This is a genomic window from Micromonospora craterilacus, from assembly GCF_003236315.1.
Lineage (GTDB): Bacteria > Actinomycetota > Actinomycetes > Mycobacteriales > Micromonosporaceae > Micromonospora > Micromonospora craterilacus.
On the sequence record NZ_POTY01000097.1, the window covers coordinates 1 to 23,553 of the forward strand.

Sequence of the window (23,553 nt, forward strand, 5' to 3'; positions counted from 1 at the left end):
GGCGGGGCGATGTCCGGCCGGCGGCATAGACTCGCGGTGCGATGCATCCTCTCTTCGACATCCCCGTGTCCCCGCCCGCGCCCGAGCCTGCCCGGGCGCTGCCGCCGCACCGGCCGACCCCCGGCCGCCTCGATCCGTTGCAGCTGGTGGAGGGCCTCAACGGCCCGCAGCGCGACGCGGTCACCCACGCCGGCTCGCCGCTGTTGATCGTCGCCGGTGCCGGTTCCGGCAAGACCCGGGTGCTGACCCACCGGATCGCCTACCTGCTCGCCGCGCGGGACGTGCATCCCGGCGAGATCATCGCGATCACCTTCACCAACAAGGCCGCCGGCGAGATGAAGGAGCGGGTGACCGCCCTGGTCGGCCCGCGCGCCCGGCTGATGTGGGTGTCCACCTTCCACTCCGCCTGCGTACGGATCCTGCGGGCCGAGCACGAGCACGCCGGGCTGAAGTCCACCTTCTCGATCTACGACGCCGACGACTCCCGCCGGCTGATGCAGATGGTCACCCGCGAGCTCGACCTCGATCCGAAGCGCTACCCGGCGCGCGGCCTCGCCGCCCAGGTCTCCAACCTGAAGAACGAGCTGGTCGACCCAGAGACCTTCGCCGCCCGGGCCAGCGGGCCCAACGAGCGTGCGTTGGCCGAGGCGTACACGCTCTACCAACGGCGGCTGCGCGAGGCGCACGCGCTCGACTTCGACGACCTGATCATGACGACGGTGCACCTGTTCCAGTCGCATCCGCACGTCGCGGAGACCTACCGCCGCCGGTTCCGGCACGTCCTGGTCGACGAGTACCAGGACACCAACCACGCGCAGTACGTCCTGATCAAGGAGCTGGTCTCCGGCACCGAGGGGGTCGAGCCGGCGGAGCTGTGCGTGGTCGGCGACGCGGACCAGTCGATCTACGCGTTCCGGGGCGCGACGATCCGCAACATCCTGGAGTTCGAGCGCGACTTCACCGACGCCCGCACCATCCTGCTGGAGCAGAACTACCGCTCCACCCAGACCATCCTGAACGCCGCGAACGCGGTGATCGACCGCAACACCTCCCGCAAGCCCAAGCGGCTGTGGAGCGACGCCGGGACGGGCGAGCCGATCGTCGCCTACGTCGCTGACACCGAGCACGCCGAGGCGGACTGGGTGGCCCGGGAGATCGACCGGCTGGTCGACGCCGACGACGCCCGCCCGGGCGACGTCGCGGTCTTCTACCGCACCAACGCCCAGTCCCGGGTCTTCGAGGAGGTGTTCATCCGGGTCGGCCTGCCGTACAAGGTCGTCGGCGGGGTGCGCTTCTACGAGCGCAAGGAGGTCCGGGACGCGCTGGCCTACCTGCGCGCGGTGGTCAACGACGACGACACGGTCAGCCTCCGCCGGATCCTCAACACGCCGCGCCGGGGCATCGGCGACCGCGCCGAGGCGTGTGTGGAGGCGCTGTCCAGCCGGGACCGCATCTCCTTCGGCGCGGCACTGCGCCGGGCCAAGGACGCGCCGGGCATCTCCACCCGGGCGGCCAACGGCATCGCCGAGTTCGTCGCGCTGCTCGACTCCGCCCGGGAGTTGGCTGCCGACGGCACCCCGGAGGACGTGCTGGAGGCGGTGCTGACCCGCTCGGGCTACCTGACCGAGCTGGAGGAGAGCCTCGACCCGCAGGACGCCGGTCGGGTCGACAACCTCCAGGAGTTGGTCAGCGTCGCCCGCGAGTACACCGAGCGGATCGAGGCGACCGGCGCGGACGGCGAGCGGGCCACCCTGGCCGGCTTCCTGGAGCAGGTCGCGCTGGTCGCCGACGCCGACCAGGTCCCGACCGACGACCCTGAGCACCAGGGCGTGGTCACCCTGATGACGCTGCACACCGCCAAGGGCCTGGAGTTCCCGGTGGTCTTCCTGACCGGCCTGGAGGACGGCGTCTTCCCGCACCTGCGCTCGCTGGGCGACACCCGGGAGCTGGAGGAGGAGCGGCGGCTGGCGTACGTCGGCATCACCCGGGCCCGGCAGCGTCTCTACCTCTCCCGGGCAGTGACCCGCTCGGCCTGGGGACAGCCGGCGTACAACCCGCCGTCCCGGTTCGTCGAGGAGTTGCCGACCGAACTGGTCCGCTGGGAACGGACCGAGGGGTCGTACACCTCGTGGGGCGGCGGTGGCGGCGGCGTGGGCGGCCGCGCGGACCGGGTCACCGGCGGGCGTGGCGGCTTCACCGGGGGCACCCCCCGGGCGGTTCAGCTGGCTCGGAAGCTCGGCGTGGACGGCAGCCGGTTGGCCACCGCCAGCGAGCTGCCCCAGGGGCCGAAGGTGACGGCCGGGGACCGGGTGAACCACCAGCGCTACGGGCTGGGCCGGGTGGTGGCCGTGGAGGGGCACGGCCCGGGCGCCCGGGCGCAGATCGACTTCGGCGACCAGACGCTCTGGCTGGTGCTGCGGCACGCCCCGATCGAGAAGCTCTGACCGGCACCGTCCCGGCCGTACTGCCGGGCCGGTAGGTCGACACCCGGCCGGCGATCTGGCGGCGTCTCTGCGGGCAGGAGACCGCCATCCGGCGGAATGGAGACGACCGTCAGCAGGCCACGTCGATGCCCCGGGCACGCAGGAACGGCGCCGGGTCGATCTGGTTCCACATCTGGCCCTGGTGCACCTCGAAATGCAGGTGTGGGCCGGTCGAGTCGCCCGTGGAGCCCTCCAGGCCGATGGTCTGCCCGGTGCTGACCTTCGCGCCCACGCTCACCTTGGCCGTGCTCATGTGGGCGTAGTGGGTGAGGTAGCCGTTGCCGTGGTCGATGAAGACGGAGATGCCGTACCCGTCGCCGACGTCGCCAGCCTTCGCCACGGTCCCCCCGAAGGCGGCGCGGACCGGGGTACCGGCGGGCAGCGCGAAGTCGATGCCGGCGTGCAGGGTGCCCCACCTGGGGCCGTAGCACGAGGTGATGGCGGCACCGGCCATCGGGATCACCCACGACGACTTCGGCGTCGCGCTCTTGGTCGGCGCGGGCGTGGCCTTCGGGCTTGCCTTCGTGGCCTTCGGGGTGGGCTTCGCGGTCGGGCTCGCGCTGGCGCTCGCGGAGGGGCTGACGCTCGGGCTCGCCGACGGAGTCGGTGTCGGGCTGTCCGGGGCGGCCAGCGTGACCGGCTCGCGGGCCGAGCGGTCGGCGCGGGCGGCGGCCTCGGCCCGGTCCGGGGCGTCGAGCGAGACCGGGTTCGGGGCGGGTTGGTCGTCGCGGGTGGCCACGGCGACACCACCGAGGCCGAGGCCGACCAGGGCGACGGCGCCGACGACCAGGTGGCGGTGGCGCCGGCCGAGGCGGCGCCGGTGCTGGGCCGGGGCGTCGGGGATCTTCCGGTACGGAGTCGAGCTGTCGTCCTGCACGGCGGACCTCACTGGATCGAGTGGCACGTGACCTCGAAATCCTGGTGTCGGTCCAGCTCAGGACGGGTACCGGGGGTCAGGCCGGCCGCCGGCGGTGGCCAGCGCGTTGTCCGGTTCTGTCCGCCGCTGCCGCCGACTGACCGGAGCGGTGACCCGGTTCGGCTGTGGCATCGCTCACAGTCTCCGTTGTGAGCTGGGATACTTTCGCGGCCGAGGGGACATGCAAAACCGCCCGGATCGATCGATCCGGGCGGTCAACGGGCCTTACGCGGCGTCAGGACTCCGCTACCTCGCTGTAAATTGCCTCGACTTGCAGCTTGATGTCCACTCCGCGCTCCTGCAGCCACGGCACCGGGTCGAGGGGCTCGCCCTTGACATGGACCTCCAGGTGCAGGTGGGAGCCGTACGAGTGGCCGGTGTTGCCCACCAGGCCGAGCTGGTCGCCGGCCTTGACCTGCTGACCCTCCCGGACGCTGAGCGCGGAGGAGTGGCCGTAGATCGCCTCGCTGCCGTCCGCGTGCTGGACGATGACGGCGTAGCCGTACCCGCCGAACCAGCCGGCCTTGGTGACCAGGCCCTCGTGGATCGCGACGTACGGGGTTCCCTCCGGGGCGACCAGGTCGATGCCGGTGTGCAGCTTGCCCCAGCGCATCCCGTACGGGGAGTTGAAGTCGTAGCCCTGCAGGGGCAGCAGCCAGACTCCGGTGTCGGCCGCACTCTCCGGGCCGCTGCGGCTGTCGCGGGACGCCCGCTCGGCGGCGTCGGCGCGGTCCGCGGCGCCCTGGCTGCTGATCGATGCCTGCTTCAGCTCGTCGAGCACCGACGGGCTGACGCTCTTGGCGTCCGGCAGTGCGCCGGCGCCCAGCGCGACCACGCCGGCACCGACGAAGGCGGTGGTGACGACTGCGGCGTAGCGGCTACGTGGGGGGGTGGGTACGCGGCGGCGGCCGCGATATCGATCGGGCTCAGACGACAGGCGCTGGCGCACGCATACCCTCCGTTGTCGGGTTCCGATGCGATCTGACCGTCGTCCGGATCGGGTGGCCGAACGTCGGCTGCTCGCGTCATCACCCGTCCGTAGACCTGATGACAACCGTGGACACGTTAGCCAACCGTCAGTCGAGTCACAAGCCGAAGCGCCGAATTCGTTGCCTCGTTCTGTCCCAATCCGTCCATTATTGTCATGCCTCGTGGTGCTGGAGAGCTGCCCTCTTTATCGTCCGTTCGTCGCGTACCGTGACCGAACGGCGGAGTCGTCTCCCTTGACGCGACCCACACGATTGCGGCCCTGGGTGAGGTTGCGGTGGCAGCGGGTTCCGCCAGCCCCCGTTCCCCGGCCCCGGCCGGCCGGGTTACCGTTCGTTCAGGTGAATGCCGCGGAGCCGGTGAAAGGGATGCGCAGATGAGCTCTCGTGTTCGGGTCGTCGTCGCCAAGCCGGGCCTGGATGGCCACGACCGTGGCGCCAAGGTGGTGGCCCGCGCCCTCCGGGACGCCGGCATGGAGGTCATCTACACCGGCCTGCACCAGACGCCGGAGCAGATCGTGGAGACCGCGATCCAGGAAGACGCCGACGCCGTCGGCCTCTCGGTGCTCTCCGGGGCGCACATGACGCTGTTCCGTCGGGTGCTCGAACTGCTCGACGAGCGGGACGCCCGGGACATCGTGGTGTTCGGCGGGGGCATCATCCCGGACGCCGACCTTCCGGAACTCGAGCAACTCGGCGTGGCCAAGATCTTCACGCCGGGTGCGACCACGCAGTCCATCGTGGAGTGGGTCCGCGAGAACGTCGCCCAGCCAGTGGGCTGAACGCGGCCCGCGCGGGCGGCGGGCTGCCGGCGGGGCGGGCGCGCCAGAAACGCGCTACGGACAGGGGGAGGGGCCGGACGCACCCCTCACACGTCCGGCCCCTCTATGCACGATGCCCCGCCGCCACCCCTCGACCGACAGGGCATCGGCCGTTCTGTTGTCCTCGCGCTGTCTAGCGCTCCGACACCTGACTCAACGACGCCCTTCCGGCGGGGTTACGCACCACCGCACAGATCCCTGGCCGGCCCGGCGAGATCGCCCGAACGGGTGACGCCGGCCCGGGTCCGCTGCGGGACGGTGACGCAGCGTCCGCCGCGGATGTGGATTACGGCACACCGCGCGCCCGCTCGGTTGCCCGCCGTGCCGGCATCGCTAGGCTGCGCGCAATGGCCTGCGTCAACTTCAACTGATGTCAGGCATCGCACTGTTTTCTTTCCATACGCTGGTGGCGGCGCGACGGTGCGCCGCGGAGACGGGACGGGACGCGCAATCGTGGACCTGTACGAGTACCAGGGGCGGGACCTGTTCGAGCGGCACGGGTTGCCCGTGCTCGCCGGCGGCGTCGCGACGACCCCGGAGGAGGCCCGCGCGATCGCCGAGCGCCTCGGCGGCCGGGTGGTCGTCAAGGCGCAGGTGAAGGTCGGCGGGCGTGGCAAGGCCGGCGGCGTCAAGCTGGCCGAGGGCGCGGAGGAGACGGTGGCCCGCGCCACCGACATCCTCGGCATGGACATCAAGGGCCACACGGTCCACAAGGTCATGATCACGGTTACCGCCGACGTGGCCGACGAGTACTACTTCTCGTACCTGCTCGACCGGGCGAACCGCACCTTCCTCTGCATCGCCAGCGTCGCCGGCGGCATGGACATCGAGCAGGTCGCCGCCGAGACCCCGGAGAAGGTCGTCAAGGCCCCGATCGACGCGGTCGAGGGCGTGGACGAGGCCAAGGCTCGGGAGATCGTCTCCGCCGCCGGCTTCCCGGCCGAGGTCGCCGACCAGGTCGTCGACATCGCGGTGGGGCTGTGGAAGGCGTTCGTCGCCGAGGACGCCACCCTGGTCGAGGTCAACCCGCTGGCCAAGACCAAGGACGGCAAGCTGCTGCTGCTGGACGCCAAGATCTCGCTGGACGAGAACGCGGGCTTCCGGCACCCGGACCACGAGGCCCTGGTCGACCAGGCGACCGTGGACCCGTTGGAGCAGGCCGCCAAGGCGAAGGACCTCAACTACGTCAAGCTCGACGGCGAGGTCGGCATCATCGGCAACGGCGCGGGCCTGGTCATGTCCACGCTCGACGTGGTCGCCTACGCCGGTGAGCGGCACGGCAACGTCAAGCCGGCCAACTTCCTCGACATCGGCGGTGGCGCGAGCGCCGCGGTCATGGCCAACGGCCTGGAGATCGTGCTCTCCGACCCGTCGGTGAAGAGCGTCTTCGTCAACGTCTTCGGCGGCATCACCGCCTGCGACGAGGTCGCCAACGGCATCATCCAGGCGCTGGCCCTGCTCGAGCAGCGCGGCGAGCAGGTCACCAAGCCGCTCGTCGTCCGACTCGACGGCAACAACGCCGAAGCTGGTCGGGCGATCCTCGACGGCGCGAACAACCCGCTGGTGCAGCGGGTCGACACCATGGACGGCGCGGCCGAGCGGGCCGCCGAGCTGGCGGCTGCGGGGGTCTGACAATGGCTATCTGGCTGACCAAGGACTCGAAGGTCATCGTCCAGGGGATGACCGGCTCCGAGGGTTCCAAGCACACCCGGCGGATGCTTGCCGCCGGCACCAACGTCGTCGGCGGCGTCAACCCGCGCAAGGCGGGCACCACCGTCGAGTTCGACGGCACCGAGCTGCCGGTCTTCGCCAGCGTCGCGGACGCGATGAAGGACACCGGTGCCGACGTCACCGTCATCTTCGTGCCGCCGCAGTTCACCAAGGGTGCGGTCATCGAGGCGATCGACGCCGAGATCCCGCTGGCCGTGGTGATCACCGAGGGGGTGCCGGTGCACGACACCGCCGCCTTCTGGGCGTACAACGTGGCCAAGGGGGAGCGGACCCGGATCATCGGCCCGAACTGCCCCGGCATCGCCTCGCCGGGCGCCTCCAACGCCGGCATCATCCCGGCCGACATCACCGGCACCGGCCGGATCGGCCTGGTCAGCAAGAGCGGCACGCTGACCTACCAGATGATGTACGAGCTGCGCGACATCGGCTTCTCGACCTGCGTCGGCATCGGCGGCGACCCGATCATCGGGACCACGCACATCGACGCGCTGGCCGCGTTCGAGGCCGACCCGGACACCGACGCCATCGTGATGATCGGTGAGATCGGCGGCGACGCCGAGGAACGGGCCGCAGAGTTCATCAAGGCCAACGTCACCAAGCCGGTGGTCGGCTACATCGCCGGCTTCACCGCGCCGCCCGGCAAGACCATGGGTCACGCCGGTGCGATCATCTCCGGCTCCGCGGGCACCGCCGACGCGAAGAAGGCGGCGCTGGAGGCGGTCGGCGTCAAGGTCGGCAAGACGCCGACCGAGACCGCCAAGCTGATGCGGGAGATCATGTCCGCCGGCTGAACGGCAAACACGCGTTGAGGGGCCGACCGGAAGGTCGGCCCCTCAACGGTTCCAGTACGGGTAGTTCCCGGTGGACCGCAGGATCAGGCTGACGACGATGTTGAGCACACCGAAGGCGATGGCCAGGTAGCCGAGCACCGGTGACTTCGCGTACCGCTTCGCGTCGCGTACCGACAGCCAACCGAAGACGATGCCGAGGATGCCGCAGCAGAGCAGGCCGGTGACGATGCCCAGCACACCCCAGAGGGTGGTGCGGTCCCGGCCGGCGGGCGGCGGCGGGGGCGGTGGATACGGAGTGTTCACGGCTTCCCTCCGGACGCTTTGCTGCCGCGACGTGGTCACGGTCCCTGTGCCGAGGCTAGAGGAGGACGTCGCGGCGCCACGCGCGATCACGCGAACTGGACGCTCTGGTGGGTGGTGTCGGACAGCCGACGCCGGCACGGCATGCCAGAGTAGAGCCAATGTCGTTCGTCACCCCTGACCAGCCTCGCCGGGCAACCGACGCCCGCAGCGCCGGTGCCCGGCCACCCGGCCGTGCCGGCCCGCCGCGCCGGGTGCCGTTGCCGCGGGACGGGACGCCGGGCCGCCGCCACGCGCCGCTGGTGGTCGCCGCGCTGGTCGCCGCCGGTGGCGCCGCGCTCACCTCCTGGTTGCCCGTGGCCCTCGTGCTCTGGCTGTTCCAGGTCAGCGAGGGTGCCGCCAGCCTGCTCGGTGGCGTGCGTGCCGGGGCGGCCGGCTGGTTGCTCGGGCAAGGGGTGCCACTGGCCACCGCCAACGGCCCGCTGGGTCTGGCCCCGCTCGCGGTGACCGCGTTGGCGGTGTGGCGGCTCACCCGCGCCGGAGTGCACGCCACCCGCGCGATCGGTGCCCGAGGCAGCCGGTCGCCGGGCCGTACGCTCGTCGCGGCCACCGCGGTCGGCATCGCGTACGCCCTGCTGGGCCTGCTCGCCGCGATGCTGGCCGGAGCCGGCGTGTCGCCGGTGCGGGCCGGGCTGACGCTCGCCGTCCTCGGCACGCTCGCCGCCGGCGTCGGCGCGGCCCGCACCACCGGGCTGGCCGAGGCGGTGGCCGCACAGGTGCCGCCGCCGCTGCGCGAGGGTGTCCGTGCCGGCCTGGTGGCCGGGCTGGTGCTGCTCGGCGCGGGGGCGGCCGTGGCCGGACTGGCCGTGGCGACCGGTGGTGGCGACGCGGCCGACCTGATCGGCGCCTACCGCACCGGGGTGGCCGGGCAGGCCGGCATCACCCTGGTCAGCCTGGCATACGCGCCCAACGCCACCGTCTGGTCGACCAGTTACCTGCTCGGCCCCGGCTTCGCCATCGGCACCGACACGGCGGTCCGCACCAGCGAGGTCTCGGTCGGCGCGCTGCCGGCCCTGCCGTTGTTCGCCGGCCTGCCCAGTGGGCCGGTCGACGGGCTCGGGTCGGCCGCGGTCCTCGCGGTGCCGGTTCTGGCGGGGATGGCCACGGGCTGGCTGCTCGCCCGTCGACTGTTCGGAGTGGCCGCCGCCGAGCGCACGTCGCCGCCGTGGCGGCGGCTGCTCGTCCCGGCCGTGCTCGCCGGACCGGTGGCCGGCCTGCTGCTGGGTGCCGCGGCGGCGGCCTCCGGCGGGCCGCTGGGCGCCGGTCGGCTGGCGGAGGTCGGGCCGGTCGGCTGGCAGGTGGCGCTGGCCGCCACCGTCGTCACCGGTGGTGGCGCGCTGATCGGCGCCGCCGCCACCCGCTGGCTCACCCGCCTGAGTACCTGACGGACGTAGCCGGTCGACGGCCGTTCCGACGGTGGCTGGCGGGACGGTGGCCTTACCGGAGACGGCAGAGGGGGCGTCCCGGTGCTCCGGGACGCCCCCTCGATCTGCGTCGCTCAATACTGCATCATCGGGTTGTTGAAGTCGAAGTTCAACACCACCAGGACGATCTGGATCAGGCCCAGCAGCGCGCCGACCCCACCGCAGATCAGGCCGGCGAGGGCCTGCCCGGAGTTGTTGGCCAGGCCCTGGTCGGCCTTCTGCTTGCCCAGCCAGCCGGTGACCAGCGCGGCCACGCCCAGCGGGATGCCGAGGTAGCAGCAGCACAGCGGGATCGATGCGATGCCGAGAATCATCGCCACCAGGCCGAGGGTGTTCTGCGGTGCACCCGGGCCGGCGAAGCCCGCGTTCGGGTACATCGGCGTGCCGCCGTACGGCAGTTGCGCGGCGTACGGGTCGGGGTAGGGCTGGCCGTACGGCTGACCCGACGTCGGCGGCTGTCCGTAAGCCGGGGGCTGCCCGTAAGCCGGGGGCTGTCCGTAGGCCGGCTGCCCGTAGGCCGGGGGCTGGCCGGCGGCCGGCGGCGCGTACGGGTCGTACGGCTGGCCGGTGGTCGGCGGCTGCTGACCGTACGGGTCGGCCGGTGGCGCGTACGGATCCGCCGGTGGGGCGTACGGATTGGCCGGTGGCGGGGCGTACGGATTCGCCGCCGGTGGGGCGTACGGATTGGCCGGAGGTGGCGTGGCCGGGTCCCCGTACGGCTGCTGCTGGCCGTACGGGTCCTGACCAGAGTTGTCGGGCTGCATCCGGCTCAGTAGCTCATGGAGGTATTGCTGGTGAATGCGCTGAGCAGGCCGCCGCCCAGGCAGCACAGCACGACGATGGCGATCCAGGCGATGCCGACGATCAGGGCCCACTTGGACCACTTCTTCGACTCGGCCGCCGCAGCCTGGGCACCGGCGTAGTCGCCCTGCTGGAGCAGCGGGTTGACCTTCGAGGCGTTGATGATCGCGGGAATGGCCAGCGGCCAGAACAGGAAGATCGCGACGATCGACATTGTCATGTTGTTGTCGATCTGCTGGGGCGGCTGGGGCGGGTATCCGGGCTGCATGGTGACGTGCTCCTCACGTGTGTTCGCTGACGGGTGCGGGCCGGACACACGCCGGTCCCAAGCGACCGGCAGCGTACCCGGTCCGGGCGAATCCGGCAGTCGTCGATCGGCGCGCAGCCCAGCGGGTGGGCAGCGACCAGCCGCCGGCAGCCCGCCGGATAGGGTGTGCCGGTGACCGAGCCCGCCCGCATCGTCGTCCTCGTCTCCGGCTCCGGGAGCAACCTGCAGGCCCTGCTGGACGCGACCGACGACCCGGCGTACGGAGCACGGGTGGTCGCGGTGGGCGCGGACCGGGACGCGATCGCCGGCCTGGACCGGGCCGCCGCCGCGGGCGTGCCGACCTTCGTGGAGCGGGTGAAGGACCACCCGGACCGCGAGCAGTGGGACGCCGCGCTCACCGCGCGGGTCGCCGAACACCGGCCCGACCTGGTCATCTCCGCCGGCTTCCTGAAGCTGGTCGGCCCGCGTTTTCTCGCCGCCTTCGGCGACCGCTACCTCAACACGCACAACACCCTGCTGCCGGCGTTCCCCGGCATCCACGGCCCGCGTGACGCCCTCGCCTACGGGGTGAAGGTCACCGGGGCGACCCTCTTCTTCGTCGACGCCGGGATGGACACCGGCCCGATCGTCGCGCAGGTGGCGGTGCCCGTGTGCGACGACGACGACGTCGACACCCTCACCGAGCGAATCAAGGAGGCCGAGCGGCGCCAGCTCGTGGAGCAGGTCGGCCGGTTGGTCCGTGAAGGCTGGACGATTACCGGAAGAAAGGTCACAGTTCCGTGAGTTCCAACCAGGACGGGCGCCGCCCGATCCGGCGGGCACTGGTCAGCGTCTACGACAAGACCGGCCTGGCCGAGCTGGCCCGGGCGCTGCACGCCGCCGGCGTGGAGATCGTCTCCACCGGCAGCACCGCGTCGACGATCGCCGGCGCCGGGGTGCCGGTGACCGCTGTGGAGCAGGTGACCGGTTTCCCGGAGATCCTGGACGGCCGGGTGAAGACCCTGCACCCGAAGATCCACGGCGGGCTCCTCGCCGACCTGCGCAAGGAGGCCCACGCCGCCCAGCTCGACGAGCACGGCATCGCCGGGATCGACCTGCTGGTGTCCAACCTGTACCCGTTCCAGGCCACCGTCGCCTCCGGCGCGAGCCAGGACGAGTGCGTCGAGCAGATCGACATCGGCGGGCCGGCGATGGTGCGGGCCGCCGCCAAGAACCACGCCTCGGTGGCCGTGGTGACCGACCCGGCCGCGTACCCGATGCTGGTGGCCGCGCTCGACGGCGGCGGCTTCACGCTGGCCCAGCGCCAGGCGCTCGCCGCCCGCGCGTTCGCCGACATCGCCGAGTACGACGTGGCCGTCGCCGACTGGTTCGCCGCGACCCTCGCTCCGGCCGCCGACGGCTGGCCGGAGTTCGCCGGGCTGGCGCTGCGCCGGCAGGCGGTGCTGCGTTACGGCGAGAATCCGCACCAGGCCGCGGCGCTCTACGCCGACCCGGCGAGCCCGGCCGGGCTGGCGCAGGCCGAGCAGCTGCACGGCAAGGAGATGTCCTACAACAACTACGTCGATTCGGACGCCGCCTGGCGGGCCGCGAACGACTTCGCCGACCAGCCCGCGGTGGCCATCATCAAGCACGCCAACCCGTGCGGCATCGCGGTCGGCGCGGACGTGGCGGAGGCGCACCGCAAGGCGCACGCCTGCGACCCGGTGTCCGCCTTCGGCGGCGTCATCGCGGTGAACCGGCCGGTCTCGGTCGAGCTGGCCGGACAGATCGCCGAGGTCTTCACCGAGGTCGTGGTGGCGCCCGGCTACCAGCCCGGTGCGGCCGAGGTGCTCCAGGCCAAGAAGAACATCCGGCTGCTGCGGGCGCCGGAGTTCCGGCCCCTGCCGGCCGAGTGGCGGCAGGTCACCGGTGGCGTGCTGGTGCAGCTGCGGGACGCGATCGACGCCGAGGGCGACGACCCGGCCAGCTGGCGGCTGGCCACCGGCGAGGCGGCCGACGAGGCGACCCTCGCCGACCTGGCCTTCGCCTGGCGGGCGGTGCGCGCGGTGAAGAGCAACGCGATCCTGCTGGCCCACGACGGTGCGACCGTCGGCGTCGGGATGGGCCAGGTCAACCGGGTGGACTCGGCCCGGCTGGCGGTCAGTCGGGCCGGTGCCGACCGGGCGCGTGGTGCGGTCGCGGCCTCAGACGCGTTCTTCCCGTTCGCCGACGGCCCGCAGATCCTCATCGACGCCGGCATCCGGGCGATCGTGCAGCCCGGCGGCTCGATCCGGGACGAGGAGGTGATCGCCGCCTGCAAGCAGGCCGGCGTCACCATGTACCTCACCGGCACCCGCCACTTCTTCCACTAGGTGTTAAGAGGGGCCCCTTTAATACGCCAGGCGTTAAGAAGGGGCCCTTCCTTACAGTCCGGGGCGGAGCTCGGCGAAGTGGCAGGCGGAGGGGTGCGGGTCGGCGGCGCGTAGGACGGTCTGCGGGTCCTGGGTGGCGCAGATGTCCTGGGCCTTCCAGCAGCGGGTGCGGAAGTGGCAGCCGCTCGGCGGGTCCGCCGGGCTCGGCACGTCGCCGGTGAGCCGGATGACGGTGCGGTGCTCGCGGGCGTCCGGGTCCGGCACCGGCGCCGCGGAGAGCAGCGCCTGGGTGTACGGGTGGGTGGCCCGCTCGTAGATCTCGTCCTCGGTGCCGATCTCCACGATCCGGCCGAGGTACATGACCGCGATCCGGTCCGAGATGTGCCGGACCACCGACAGGTCGTGGGCGATGAAGATGTACGACAGGCCGAACTCGTCCTGAAGCTCCTCCAGCAGGTTGATCACCTGGGCCTGGATGGAGACGTCCAGTGCGGAGACCGGCTCGTCGCAGACGATCACCTCGGGCCGCAGCGCCAGTGCCCGGGCGATGCCGATGCGCTGCCGCTGGCCGCCGGAGAACTGGTGCGGGTAGCGGTTGATGTGCTCCGGGTTCAGCCCGACGACGTCGAGCAGTTCCTGGACCCGGCGCTGGCGGCTGCCCTTCGGGGCCGCCTCCGGGTGGATCTCGAACGGCTCGCCGATGATGTCGCCCACCGTCATCCGTGGGTTCAGCGAGGTGTACGGGTCCTGCATGACCATCTGCATGTTGCGCCGGATCCGGCGCAGCTGCGAGCCGGAGGCGGCGAAGAGGTCCTGCGCGCCGAGGGTGGCCCGGCCGGACGTCGGCTTCTCCAGCCGCATCAGCAGCCGGGCCAGGGTGGACTTGCCGCAGCCCGACTCGCCGACGATGCCCAGCGTCTCGCCCCGGCGCAGCTCGAAGCTCACCCCGTCGACGGCCTTCACCGCGCCGACGTGCTTCTTGAACAGCACGCCCTGCGTGACCGGGAAGTGCTTGACCAGGTGGTTGACCGAGAGGATCGTCTCGCCCCGGACCTTGGTGGAGCTAGCGGGCGCGGTCATCACGTACCTCCTGCGCGAAGTGGCACGCGCTGGTCCGGCCGTCGCCGAGGACCAGGTCGTGCGGCACCACGTCCACGCAGACCTGCTGCGCGTACGGGCACCTGGGGTGGAAGGGGCAGCCGCTGGGGATGCGCATCAGGTTGGGCGGCAGGCCACGGATCGTGGAGAGCTTGCCGCCGCGCTGGTCCAGGCGCGGGATCGACTCCAGCAGCCCCTTCGTGTACGGGTGGGCGGGCGCCCGGTACAGCGAGCGGACGTCGGCGTGCTCGACGATCCGGCCCGCGTACATGACGGCGATCCGGTCCGCCACGTCGGCGACCACGCCGAGGTCGTGGGTGATCAGGATCATCGCCATGTTCAGGTCGCGCCGCAGATCGGCGAGGAGGTCCATGATCTGGGCCTGCACCGTGACGTCGAGCGCGGTGGTCGGCTCGTCGGCGATGAGCACCTTCGGCTCCATGGCCAGCGCCATCGCGATCATCACCCGCTGGCGCATGCCGCCGGAGAACTGGTGCGGGTAGTCGCCGAGGCGCTTGGCCGCGCCGGGGATCTGCACCAGGTCCATCAGCTCAACGGCACGGCGCCGGGCGTCGGCGCGGGACATCCCGAGCCGTTGGCGCAGCGTCTCGCCGATCTGCCAACCGACCGGGAAGACCGGGTTCAGCGCGGAGAGGGCGTCCTGGAAGATCATTGCGATCTCCTTGCCCCGCACCTGCCGGCGCTGCTCCTCCGACAGGCCCAGCAGGTCCCGACCCTGGTAGCGGATCTGGCCGGAGCTGATGTGCGCCGGTGGGGTGTCCAGGATGCCCATGATGGCCTGGGCGGTGACGGACTTGCCGGAGCCGGACTCACCCAGCACGGCGAGCGTCTCGCCCGGGTCCAGGTGGTAGCTGACTCCGTTGATCACCTTGGCCACGCCCTCGCCGGTGCGGAACTCGATGTGCAGGTCGCGAACCTCGAGCAGGTGACCGCCGGGCGGGGTGGGGGAGGCCGGCGTCGGCCGGACGGCGTGCTGGCTCATATGAATCACCGGAGCTTCGGGTCGAAGGCGTCACGGATCGCGTCGCCGAGCATGATGAACGCCAGCACGGTCAACGCGAGGAAGGTCGACGGGACCACCAGCGGGGTTGCCGACTCCCGCATGTGCACCCGCCCGTTGTTGATCTCGATGCCCCAGGAGATGGTCGGCTCCTTCAGGCCGATGCCGAGGAAGGACAGGGTCGCCTCGGCGGCGATGAACGAGCCCAGCGCGATGGTCAGCACCACGATCGCCGGGGCGAGCGCGTTCGGCAGGATGTGCCGCCACATGATCCGGCCGTTGCCGGCGCCGAGCATCCGCGCCGCGGCCACGTAGTCCTGTTCCCGTGCGGTGATCACCGAGGAGCGGACCACCCGGGCGGCGGTGGTCCAGCCGAGCACCGCCAGCACGAAGATGACCGCGCCGATGCGTACCGTGGCGCTGTCCGTGCTGACCCGCTTGAGCAGGACGATCGCGGCCAGCAGCAGCGGGATGCCGAGCACGACGTCGATCACCCGGGACAGCACCGCGTCGACCCAACCGCTGAAGTACCCGGCGAGCATCCCCACGACCAGCGCGATCGCGCCGGTGAACAGCGCGGAGAGGGCGCCGACCAGCAGCGACGCGCGAGCCCCGTACACCGCGCGGGCGTACGTGTCGCAGCCCTGGAAGTCGTACCCGAAGAGGGCCCCGCCGGACGGCGCGGCGTGCTGCCGGGAGAGTACGCAGTCGGTCGGGTTGTTGCTGGTGAACAGGCCCGGCACGGCGGCCATCGCGGTCACCAGCAGCACCAGCGTCAGGCTGATCCAGAAGATCGGCTTGCGGCGTAGGTCCCGCCAGGCGTCCCCGGCCAGGCTGCGTGGCTTGCGGGGCTGGCCCACCTGACTCGGTGTGCCCGGCTCACCCGACGGCCCGCGCCGCGCGGCCTGGTTCTCCGAGGCCGCCACCGTTTCGAAATCACTCATGCCGGCACCTCGCTGCGCTCGGCGCCGACCTGAGACGCACTGCGCATGATGATTCGCTCGCTGCGCTCACTCATAGCGGATCCTCGGGTCGAGTACGGCGTACAGGATGTCCACCACCAGGTTGGAGATGAGGTAGACCACGACCAGCACGCTGACGATGCCCACCACCAGCGGGCCGTCCTCGGTGCGGATACCGCGGAAGAGGTTGAAGCCGACGCCGGGGATGTTGAACACGCCCTCGGTGATGATCGCTCCGCTCATCAGGTTGCCCACCTCGACGCCGAGGAAGGTGATCACCGGGATGAGCGAGTTGCGCAGCACGTGCACGCTGACCACCCGCCGGCGCGGCAGGCCCTTGGACCGGGCGGTACGCACGTAGTCGGCGCGCAGGTTCTCGGCGACCGAGGTACGGGTCAGCCGCAGCGCGGTGGCCAGGGAGAGCGAGCCGAGCACGATGCCGGGCAGCAGCAGCGCGTAGAAGTCGGGGTTGGCGCCGGAGGTCGGCGGGAAGAGCTGCCACTTGACGCCCAGGAAGTACTGCGCGAGCGGGGCGAGCACGATGGTCGGGATGCCGAGCACCAGCAGGGTCAGCAGCAGGGTGGCGTTGTCGAAGATGCTGGCCCGCCGGATGCCGGCGAGCACGCCCGCGGTGACGCCGAAGATGACGGCGACCGCGATGGCGATCAGCGCCAGCTTGATGGTGACCGGCCAGGCGCCGGCGAGGATGTCGCCGATCGACCGCCCGGTGAGCGACTCACCCAGGTTGCCCCGGAGCAGGTTGGAGATGTAGTCGAAGTATCGGTAGAAGAAGCCGCCGACGCCGGTCGCGTCGAGGTGGTACTTCTCGGTGAGGTACGCCCGCTGCGCGGCGGTGACCGGGCGCTCTCCGGCGAGGGCCTGGATCGGGTCGCCCTGACCGGCGAACATCAGCGCGTAGACGATCAGCGTGGTCCCGAAGAAGGCCACGACCATCTGGAGCAGGCGCCGCACGATAAAGCGGAACATACTTGGCAGTCTCTCCGAAAAGGGGCTAATCACGGGCCGGGTCGGGTCACCTGGCGATGACCCGACCCGCGCGCTTGGGGTGTTACTTGACGGCCTCGATCTTGAGCAGGTTGACCCGGTCGAAGAGGTCCACCTCAACGTTCTTGACCTTGGTCGAGTGCCCGAAGTTGTTCTGGCCGTACCGCAGCGGGATCACCGGCAGGTCCTCTGCCAGCAGGTCCTCGGCCGCCTGGTACTTCTTGATCGCCGCGTCCTCGCTGGGAGCGCTGGCGCCCTCGGCGAGCAGCTTGTCGAACTCGGGGTTGCTGTAGCCGTAGTAGTTCGACGAGCCGTTCGTGCTGTACAGCGGGCCCAGGTAGTTCTCCATGGACGGGTAGTCCATGACCCAGCCCATCCGGAACAGGCCCACCGGCTGCTTGGCCTTGACCTTGGTCAGCAGGTCGGCGAACTTCGGCTCGGCGTTGCCGACGCAGTCCACGCCCAGGTTGGCCTTGAGCTGGTTGCAGGTGGCGTCGATCCAGTCCTTGTGGCCACCGTCGCCGTTGTAGGACAGCGTGATCTTCGACGGGCCACCCGCAGCCTGGTACAGCGCCTTGGCCTTGGCCGGGTCGAACTCGCCGGCGGCGCCGATGGTGTTCTCCCGGTAGCCGGCGACCACCGGCGAGACGAAGGAGCGGGCCGGCTGCTGCGAGTCCTTGAAGATCGAGCGGGTGATCTCGTCCCGGTCGATCGCCATCGAGATGGCCTTGCGCACGTCCGGGTTGCTGAATTCCTTCTGGAACGTCGGGAAGGCCAGCACCTGCAACGTCGACGCGGGGCTCTGCTGGAACCGGTCACCCAGGTCGGTGCCGGCCGTCGAGAGGTTCTCGGTCGGGATGGTCTTGATCACGTCGAGGTTGTCCGACAGCACGTCCGCGTACGCGGCGGTCAGCTGCTGGTAGATGCGGAACTCGACGCCGGCCACCTTCGGCTGCTCGCCAGGGAAGGCGTCGTACTTCTCGACCTCGACCTTGGCGTCGTGCTGCCAGGTGCCCTTCATCTTGAACGGGCCCTGGCCGATCGGTGCCTGCTCGTACCCCTCGGCCAGCACGCCGGGCGCGGAGAACGCGGCCTTCGGCAGCGGGTAGAAAGCGGTGTAGCCGAGCATCGACTTGAACTCGCTGTACGGCTCGGAGAGCGTCACCGTGAAGGTCAGGTCGTCGACCTTCTTCAGGCCGCTGAGGGTCTTGGCCGACGGGCTCTCGCCCTGCATGGCGTCGTACCCGGCGATCTTCTCGAAGAAGTAGCTGGAGTTCTGGCCGTTCGGGGCGTACGCCCCGTAGTTCCAGGAGTCGATGTAGTTCTCGGCGGTGACCTGCTCGCCGTTGTGGAAGGTGTAGCCGTCCTTGAGCTTGATCGTCCAGGTGGTGTTGTCCTGGGACGTGATCGACTCGGCCGCGACCTCGTACGGCTTGTTCGCCTCGTCGTAGTCGACGAGCGGGCTGAACAGGGCGGAAAGCACCTGGGAGCCACTCGTCTCGGTGGTGTTGGTCGGCACCAGGTGCTGCGGCTCGGCGATTTCGATCCGCACAGCCGCGTTGGGGTCGCTCTCACCAGATCCGCCGTCGCCGCCCGAGCCGCAGGCCACCAGGCCCAGGGTCACCGCGAGCGGGAGGGCGGTCCAAGCGGCGAGCCTACGAACACGCATTGAACCTCCTCGTCTCATTACTCTGCGCAATCAGGCCCGGCGCTGGGGTGACTCTGCGCAACGATCGGCAACGCTAGGTCGGATGCCGCGACTCGGCAACGTAGCGGTTGCGAAGGTGTAACAGAATGGGCCCCCCTCCCTTGTCGGACATGCCGGGCCGTGCTAAGCGAACGCCGATATGTGCGGGCTGACGTGGGGAAACCTGTCGTGATTGGGCCCGCTACGGCGCGTACCGCACGGTCCTGGCCTGGCAGACCAAGATCGCCGGATTGTCGACCTTCGTGTCCGGACGTCCGGAGCGGTTGTGGCAAGCTCCACAACTCGTCACTCAAAGTGACTAACAACACGTAACACAAGGTGATTTGACGATCGAGGTTGCCGGCCCCGCCAGGTCGGGGTAGGCGGCGGCTCCGGCCGTGAGACGATCTGGTCGTGACGGCGACGCTTCTGGACGGCAAGGCGACCGCGGCCGAGATCAAGGACGAGCTGCGGACGCGGGTCAAGGCGCTGGCGGAACGGGGCACCGTGCCGGGGCTGGGTACGGTGCTGGTCGGCGCCGACCCCGGTTCCCAGGCGTACGTCAACGGCAAGCACCGTGACTGCGCCGAGGTGGGCATCGCCTCGATCCGCCGGGAGCTGCCGGCCGACGCCACCCAGGAGCAGGTCGACGAGATCCTCGCCGAGCTCAACGCCGACCCGGCGTGCCACGGCTACATCGTCCAACTGCCCCTGCCGGCGCACCTGGACACGCAGCGGGTGCTGGAGCTGATCGACCCGGACAAGGACGCCGACGGCCTGCACCCGGTGAACCTGGGTCGGCTGGTGCTCGGCTACGACGCGCCGCTGCCGTGCACCCCGCGGGGCGTCGTGGAGCTGCTCCGCCGACACGACGTGGCGCTGCGCGGTGCCAACGTCGCGGTGGTGGGCCGGGGCAACACCGTTGGCCGCCCGCTCGGGCTGCTGCTCACCCGGCGCAGCGAGAACGCCACCGTGACCCTGTGCCACACCGGCACCCTCGACCTCGCCGCGCACACCCGCGCCGCCGATATCGTCATCGTCGCGGCCGGCGTGCCCGGCCTGCTCACCGCGGACATGGTCACCCCGGGTGCGGTCGTGGTCGACGTGGGCATCACCCGGGTGATCGGTCCGGACGGCAAGGGTCGCTACACCGGTGACGTGGACCCGGAGGTGGCCGAGGTGGCCGGCAAGCTGGTGCCGATGCCCGGGGGCGTCGGCCCGATGACCCGCGCCATGCTGCTGACCAACGTCGTCGAACGCGCCGAACGCGACTGAGCCGGTCATAACCGTCCGCCCCTGGCCCGATCGGTGCCAGGATGGCTGATACGGTCCGGAAAACCGACTGGTATCAGGGAGTGGGACGACCATGGGTAAGAAGGTCACTGTCGTCGGCGCCGGATTCTACGGCTCCACCACCGCGCAGCGCCTGGCCGAGTACGACGTCTTCGACACGGTCGTGATCACCGACATCATCGAGGGCAAGCCCGCGGGCATCGCCCTCGACCTCAACCAGTCGCGCCCGGTCGAGGGTTTCGAGACCAAGGTCGTCGGCGTCACCACCGGCCGGAACGGCGAGGGCTACGAGGGCATCGAGGGTTCGGACGTCGTCGTGATCACCGCCGGCCTGCCCCGCAAGCCGGGCATGAGCCGGATGGACCTGCTGGAGACCAACGCCAAGATCGTCCGCCAGGTCGCCGAGAACGTGGCCAAGTACGCCCCGAACGCCGTGGTCATCGTGGTCTCCAACCCGCTCGACGAGATGACCGCGCTGGCCCAGATCGCCACCCAGTTCCCGCGCAACCGGGTGCTCGGGCAGGCCGGCATGCTGGACACCGCCCGGTTCACCAACTTCGTGGCCGAGGCGCTGGAGGTGCCGGTGAAGTCGGTGCGCACCCTCACCCTCGGTTCGCACGGCGACACCATGGTCCCGGTGCCGTCGAAGAGCACCGTCGACGGCAAGCCGCTGCGCGAGGTCATGCCGGCCGAGCAGATCGAGGACCTGGTCGTCCGTACCCGTAACGGTGGCGCCGAGGTGGTGGCGCTGCTCAAGACCGGCTCGGCGTACTACGCCCCGTCGGCCGCCGCGGCGCGGATGGCCAAGGCCGTCGCGGAGGACTCCGGCGAGGTCATGCCGGTCTGCGCCTGGGTCGACGGCGAGTACGGCATCTCCGGTGTCTACCTGGGTGTGGAGGCCGCGATCGGCGCCGAGGGCGTCAAGCGCGTCGTCGAGACGGACCTGGACGCCGACGAACTGGCCAGCCTCAAGGAGGCCGCCGAGGCGGTCCGCGCCAAGCAGGCCGACATCGCCAACATGTAACCCCTGTCCCGCCTCGTTGACCATGAAGCTGGTGAGCCTCACCAACTTCATGGTCAACGGCGGGGGTGGGTCGTGGTGGGCCCGGCGGTGGGGGCACCAGATGGTTTCCAGTACGCTCGTACTGCTTGAGCACGTGTCCCCCGAGAGGAGCGCCGGCCGATGGCGAAGATCAAGGTAAACAACCCGGTCGTGGAGCTCGACGGCGACGAGATGACCCGGATCATCTGGAAGCAGATCCGGGAGCAGCTGATCCTGCCCTACCTCGACGTCGACCTGCACTACTACGACCTGTCGATCCAGCACCGCGACGCCACTGACGACCAGGTCACCATCGACGCCGCCAACGCCATCAAGGAGCACGGCGTCGGCGTCAAGTGCGCCACCATCACCCCGGACGAGGCCCGGGTGGAGGAGTTCGGTCTGAAGAAGATGTGGCGGTCGCCGAACGGCACCATCCGCAACATCCTCGGTGGCGTCGTCTTCCGTGAGCCGATCATCATGTCCAACGTGCCGCGGCTCGTCCCCGGCTGGACCAAGCCGATCATCATCGGCCGGCACGCCCACGGTGACCAGTACAAGGCCACCGACTTCGTGGTCCCCGGCCCGGGCACGGTGACCATCACCTACGCCCCGGCCGACGGTTCGCAGCCGGTCGAGATGGAGGTCGCCAACTTCCCCGGCGGCGGCATCGCCATGGGCATGTACAACTTCGACGAGTCGATCCGGGACTTCGCCCGGGCCTCGTTCCGGTACGGCCTGGACCGTAACTACCCGGTCTACATGTCGACCAAGAACACCATCCTCAAGGCGTACGACGGCCGGTTCAAGGACATCTTCGCCGAGGTGTTCGAGAACGAGTTCAAGGCGGAGTTCGACGCCGCCGGCCTCACCTACGAGCACCGGCTCATCGACGACATGGTCGCCGCCGCGCTCAAGTGGGAGGGCGGTTACGTCTGGGCCTGCAAGAACTACGACGGTGACGTGCAGTCCGACACCGTCGCGCAGGGCTTCGGCTCGCTCGGCCTGATGACCTCCGTGCTGCTCTCCCCCGACGGCCGTACCGTCGAGGCCGAGGCCGCGCACGGCACCGTCACCCGGCACTACCGGCAGTGGCAGAAGGGCGAGAAGACCTCGACCAACCCGATCGCCTCGATCTACGCCTGGACCCGGGGCCTGGCCCACCGGGGCAAGCTGGACGGCACCCCGGCGGTCACCGAGTTCGCCAACACGCTGGAGCAGGTCATCGTCGACACCGTCGAGGGTGGTCAGATGACCAAGGACCTCTCGCTGCTCATCTCGCGGGACGCCCCGTGGCTGACCACCGACGAGTTCATGAACGCGCTCGACGAGAACCTGGCGCGCCGCCTGACCGCCTGAGCCCCGTCAGCACCCACCGAGCCCGCCGGCGTCACGCCGGCGGGCTCGGTGCTTCCGGTGCCCAGACCTCGGCGCGTCGCGGTACGAAACGCCGGGGCGCGTCACCCGACTCGGCGCGCCTCGTTGACCTGGGTGGACGAGATGCCAGTCCCGTCCTGGAAGGTTGACCGTCGCCGCCTCGCGGCACGAGTGCCCAGCAGCCAGCCTTCCCGGCTGTCGTGCACAGCCAGCCGTCCCTTCCCTGCGGGGGGCCCTGTCCCGGGCCCCCCGCGCCCTGCTTCCGGGTCAGGTGGCGCGCAGCAGCGCGGCGGCGCGCTCCGGGGCGATGTCGTTGATGAACACGCCCATCGCCGACTCCGAGCCGGCCAGGTACTTCAGCTTGTCGGCCGCCCGCCGGACGCTGAACAGTTGCAGGTGCAGATGCCCCAACTCGCGGTCGAGGCGTACCGGGGCCTGGTGCCAGGCGGCGATGTACGGCATGGGCGCGTCGAACAGCCCGTCGAAGCGGCGCAGCAGATCCAGGTAGAGCGGGCCGAAGGCGTCCCGCTCGGCGTCGGTCAACGCCGGGATGTCGGGCACCGGTCGGTGCGGCGCGAGGTGCACCTCGAACGGCCACCGGGCGGCCGCCGGGACGTACGCCGTCCAATGGTCGTTGGTCGCCACCACCCGCTCGCCGGCCGCGCGTTCGGCGGCGAGCACGTCGGCGTAGAGGTTGCGGCCGCCGGTGCGTTCGGCGTGCCGTCGGGCCGCGGCCAGCAGTGACCGGGTACGCGGCGTGACGAACGGGTACGCGTAGATCTGCCCGTGCGGGTGGTGCAGGGTCACCCCGATCTCCACGCCCCGGTTCTCGAAGCAGAACACCTGCTCGACCCCGGCCAGCCCGCCGAGCGCGGTGGTCCGGTCGGCCAGCGCGTCGAGCACGGTGCGTACCCGGCGCGGCGGCAGGCCGGCGAACGAGGCGTGGTGGTCGTCGGTGAAGCAGACCACCTCGCAGCGCCCCTGCCCGGGCCGGGCCGCCGTGAACGGGGTGATCTCGGCCGGTTCCTCGACCACCCGCCCGCTCAGCGCCGGGAACCGGTTCTCGAAGACCGCGACGGCGTACTCCGGGGCGGGGATCTCGCTGAGCCGGTCACCGGTCGAGGGGCACAGCGGGC

General features: G+C 70.8%; 21 protein-coding genes. 10 read left to right on the plus strand and 11 right to left on the minus strand.

All coding sequences use genetic code 11. The features are described 5' to 3' along the window. Nucleotides 1–41: 41 nt before the first annotated feature. Entirely contained in the window at nucleotides 42–2,444 is a 2,403-nt protein-coding gene (gene pcrA, locus C1I95_RS16605) for a DNA helicase PcrA (RefSeq protein WP_111214748.1), read from the plus strand. Between the two features lie 109 nt (nucleotides 2,445–2,553). Here the strand turns inward: pcrA and C1I95_RS16610 are convergent, their stop codons facing one another. Together C1I95_RS16610 and C1I95_RS16615 are read right to left on the minus strand one after the other, a co-directional pair. Continuing rightward, nucleotides 2,554–3,360, minus strand: a complete 807-nt coding sequence (locus C1I95_RS16610; protein ID WP_111214766.1) for a M23 family metallopeptidase — start codon at nucleotides 3,358–3,360, stop codon at nucleotides 2,554–2,556. A gap of 274 nt (nucleotides 3,361–3,634) precedes the next feature. Next, nucleotides 3,635–4,348: a M23 family metallopeptidase gene (locus tag C1I95_RS16615; protein ID WP_111214749.1), complete on the minus strand. Its 714-nt coding sequence runs from the start codon at nucleotides 4,346–4,348 to the stop codon at nucleotides 3,635–3,637. 414 nt (nucleotides 4,349–4,762) lie between these two features. Between C1I95_RS16615 and icmB the strand changes: the two genes are divergently transcribed. The 3 genes from icmB (at nucleotide 4,763) to sucD (ending at nucleotide 7,728) form a co-directional block, all read left to right on the plus strand. Further along, nucleotides 4,763–5,167, plus strand: coding sequence for a coenzyme B12-dependent isobutyryl CoA mutase small subunit (icmB, locus tag C1I95_RS16620; RefSeq protein WP_111214750.1), 405 nt, complete (start codon nucleotides 4,763–4,765; stop codon nucleotides 5,165–5,167). A 492-nt stretch (nucleotides 5,168–5,659) separates the two neighbouring features. Continuing rightward, nucleotides 5,660–6,838 carry an ADP-forming succinate--CoA ligase subunit beta gene (sucC, locus tag C1I95_RS16625; RefSeq protein WP_111214751.1) on the plus strand — a complete coding sequence of 393 codons (1,179 nt, stop codon included), beginning with the start codon at nucleotides 5,660–5,662 and terminating at the stop codon, nucleotides 6,836–6,838. A gap of 2 nt (nucleotides 6,839–6,840) precedes the next feature. After that, nucleotides 6,841–7,728 (plus strand): succinate--CoA ligase subunit alpha, encoded by an 888-nt coding sequence (gene sucD, locus C1I95_RS16630; RefSeq protein WP_111214752.1) that lies wholly within the window; start codon nucleotides 6,841–6,843, stop codon nucleotides 7,726–7,728. 42 nt (nucleotides 7,729–7,770) lie between these two features. Here the strand turns inward: sucD and C1I95_RS16635 are convergent, their stop codons facing one another. Then, entirely contained in the window at nucleotides 7,771–8,031 is a 261-nt protein-coding gene (locus C1I95_RS16635; RefSeq protein WP_111214753.1) for a DUF4190 domain-containing protein, read from the minus strand. Nucleotides 8,032–8,189: 158 nt separating this feature from the next. On the opposite strand from C1I95_RS16635, the gene C1I95_RS16640 reads away from it, so the two are divergent. Next, nucleotides 8,190–9,473 carry a cell division protein PerM gene (locus tag C1I95_RS16640; RefSeq protein WP_111214754.1) on the plus strand — a complete coding sequence of 428 codons (1,284 nt, stop codon included), beginning with the start codon at nucleotides 8,190–8,192 and terminating at the stop codon, nucleotides 9,471–9,473. A 113-nt stretch (nucleotides 9,474–9,586) separates the two neighbouring features. Here the strand turns inward: C1I95_RS16640 and C1I95_RS16645 are convergent, their stop codons facing one another. Then, on the minus strand, nucleotides 9,587–10,276 hold the full coding sequence (locus C1I95_RS16645; RefSeq protein ID WP_111214755.1) for a DUF4190 domain-containing protein: 690 nt from the start codon (nucleotides 10,274–10,276) through the stop codon (nucleotides 9,587–9,589). Between the two features lie 5 nt (nucleotides 10,277–10,281). Beyond that, a complete protein-coding gene (locus C1I95_RS16650) occupies nucleotides 10,282–10,581 on the minus strand; it encodes a CD225/dispanin family protein (protein WP_111214767.1) in 300 nt (99 codons plus the stop codon). A 171-nt stretch (nucleotides 10,582–10,752) separates the two neighbouring features. Between C1I95_RS16650 and purN the strand changes: the two genes are divergently transcribed. Together purN and purH are read left to right on the plus strand one after the other, a co-directional pair. Then, on the plus strand, nucleotides 10,753–11,364 hold the full coding sequence (gene purN, locus C1I95_RS16655; protein ID WP_111214768.1) for a phosphoribosylglycinamide formyltransferase: 612 nt from the start codon (nucleotides 10,753–10,755) through the stop codon (nucleotides 11,362–11,364). Next, on the plus strand, nucleotides 11,361–12,932 hold the full coding sequence (gene purH / locus C1I95_RS16660) for a bifunctional phosphoribosylaminoimidazolecarboxamide formyltransferase/IMP cyclohydrolase (RefSeq protein ID WP_111214756.1): 1,572 nt from the start codon (nucleotides 11,361–11,363) through the stop codon (nucleotides 12,930–12,932). Before purN ends, purH begins: the two co-directional genes overlap by 4 nt. A 51-nt stretch (nucleotides 12,933–12,983) precedes the next feature. Here purH and C1I95_RS16665 read toward each other — a convergent pair whose 3' ends face one another. The 5 genes from C1I95_RS16665 to C1I95_RS16685 form a co-directional block, all read right to left on the minus strand. Next, nucleotides 12,984–14,012, minus strand: a complete 1,029-nt coding sequence (locus C1I95_RS16665) for an ABC transporter ATP-binding protein (protein WP_111214757.1) — start codon at nucleotides 14,010–14,012, stop codon at nucleotides 12,984–12,986. After that, nucleotides 13,996–15,033 (minus strand): ABC transporter ATP-binding protein, encoded by a 1,038-nt coding sequence (locus C1I95_RS16670; RefSeq protein WP_111214758.1) that lies wholly within the window; start codon nucleotides 15,031–15,033, stop codon nucleotides 13,996–13,998. Before C1I95_RS16670 ends, C1I95_RS16665 begins: the two co-directional genes overlap by 17 nt. A gap of 5 nt (nucleotides 15,034–15,038) precedes the next feature. Beyond that, nucleotides 15,039–15,995, minus strand: a complete 957-nt coding sequence (locus C1I95_RS16675; RefSeq protein ID WP_111214759.1) for an ABC transporter permease — start codon at nucleotides 15,993–15,995, stop codon at nucleotides 15,039–15,041. Nucleotides 15,996–16,061: 66 nt separating this feature from the next. Next, on the minus strand, nucleotides 16,062–17,000 hold the full coding sequence (locus C1I95_RS16680) for an ABC transporter permease (RefSeq protein WP_111214760.1): 939 nt from the start codon (nucleotides 16,998–17,000) through the stop codon (nucleotides 16,062–16,064). Nucleotides 17,001–17,082: 82 nt separating this feature from the next. Further along, nucleotides 17,083–18,687 (minus strand): peptide ABC transporter substrate-binding protein, encoded by a 1,605-nt coding sequence (locus tag C1I95_RS16685; RefSeq protein ID WP_111214761.1) that lies wholly within the window; start codon nucleotides 18,685–18,687, stop codon nucleotides 17,083–17,085. Nucleotides 18,688–19,119: 432 nt separating this feature from the next. Here C1I95_RS16685 and C1I95_RS16690 point away from each other — a divergent pair, with 432 nt between their 5' ends. From C1I95_RS16690 to C1I95_RS16700, 3 genes are all read left to right on the plus strand, one after another. Continuing rightward, nucleotides 19,120–19,980, plus strand: a complete 861-nt coding sequence (locus tag C1I95_RS16690) for a bifunctional methylenetetrahydrofolate dehydrogenase/methenyltetrahydrofolate cyclohydrolase (protein WP_111214762.1) — start codon at nucleotides 19,120–19,122, stop codon at nucleotides 19,978–19,980. A 91-nt stretch (nucleotides 19,981–20,071) separates the two neighbouring features. Beyond that, nucleotides 20,072–21,022, plus strand: coding sequence for a malate dehydrogenase (gene mdh, locus C1I95_RS16695; RefSeq protein ID WP_111214763.1), 951 nt, complete (start codon nucleotides 20,072–20,074; stop codon nucleotides 21,020–21,022). Between the two features lie 159 nt (nucleotides 21,023–21,181). After that, nucleotides 21,182–22,399 (plus strand): NADP-dependent isocitrate dehydrogenase, encoded by a 1,218-nt coding sequence (locus C1I95_RS16700; RefSeq protein ID WP_111214764.1) that lies wholly within the window; start codon nucleotides 21,182–21,184, stop codon nucleotides 22,397–22,399. A 285-nt stretch (nucleotides 22,400–22,684) separates the two neighbouring features. Here the strand turns inward: C1I95_RS16700 and galT are convergent. Then, on the minus strand, nucleotides 22,685–23,553 hold an 869-nt coding region (gene galT / locus C1I95_RS16705; protein WP_111214765.1), incomplete at its 5' end, for a galactose-1-phosphate uridylyltransferase.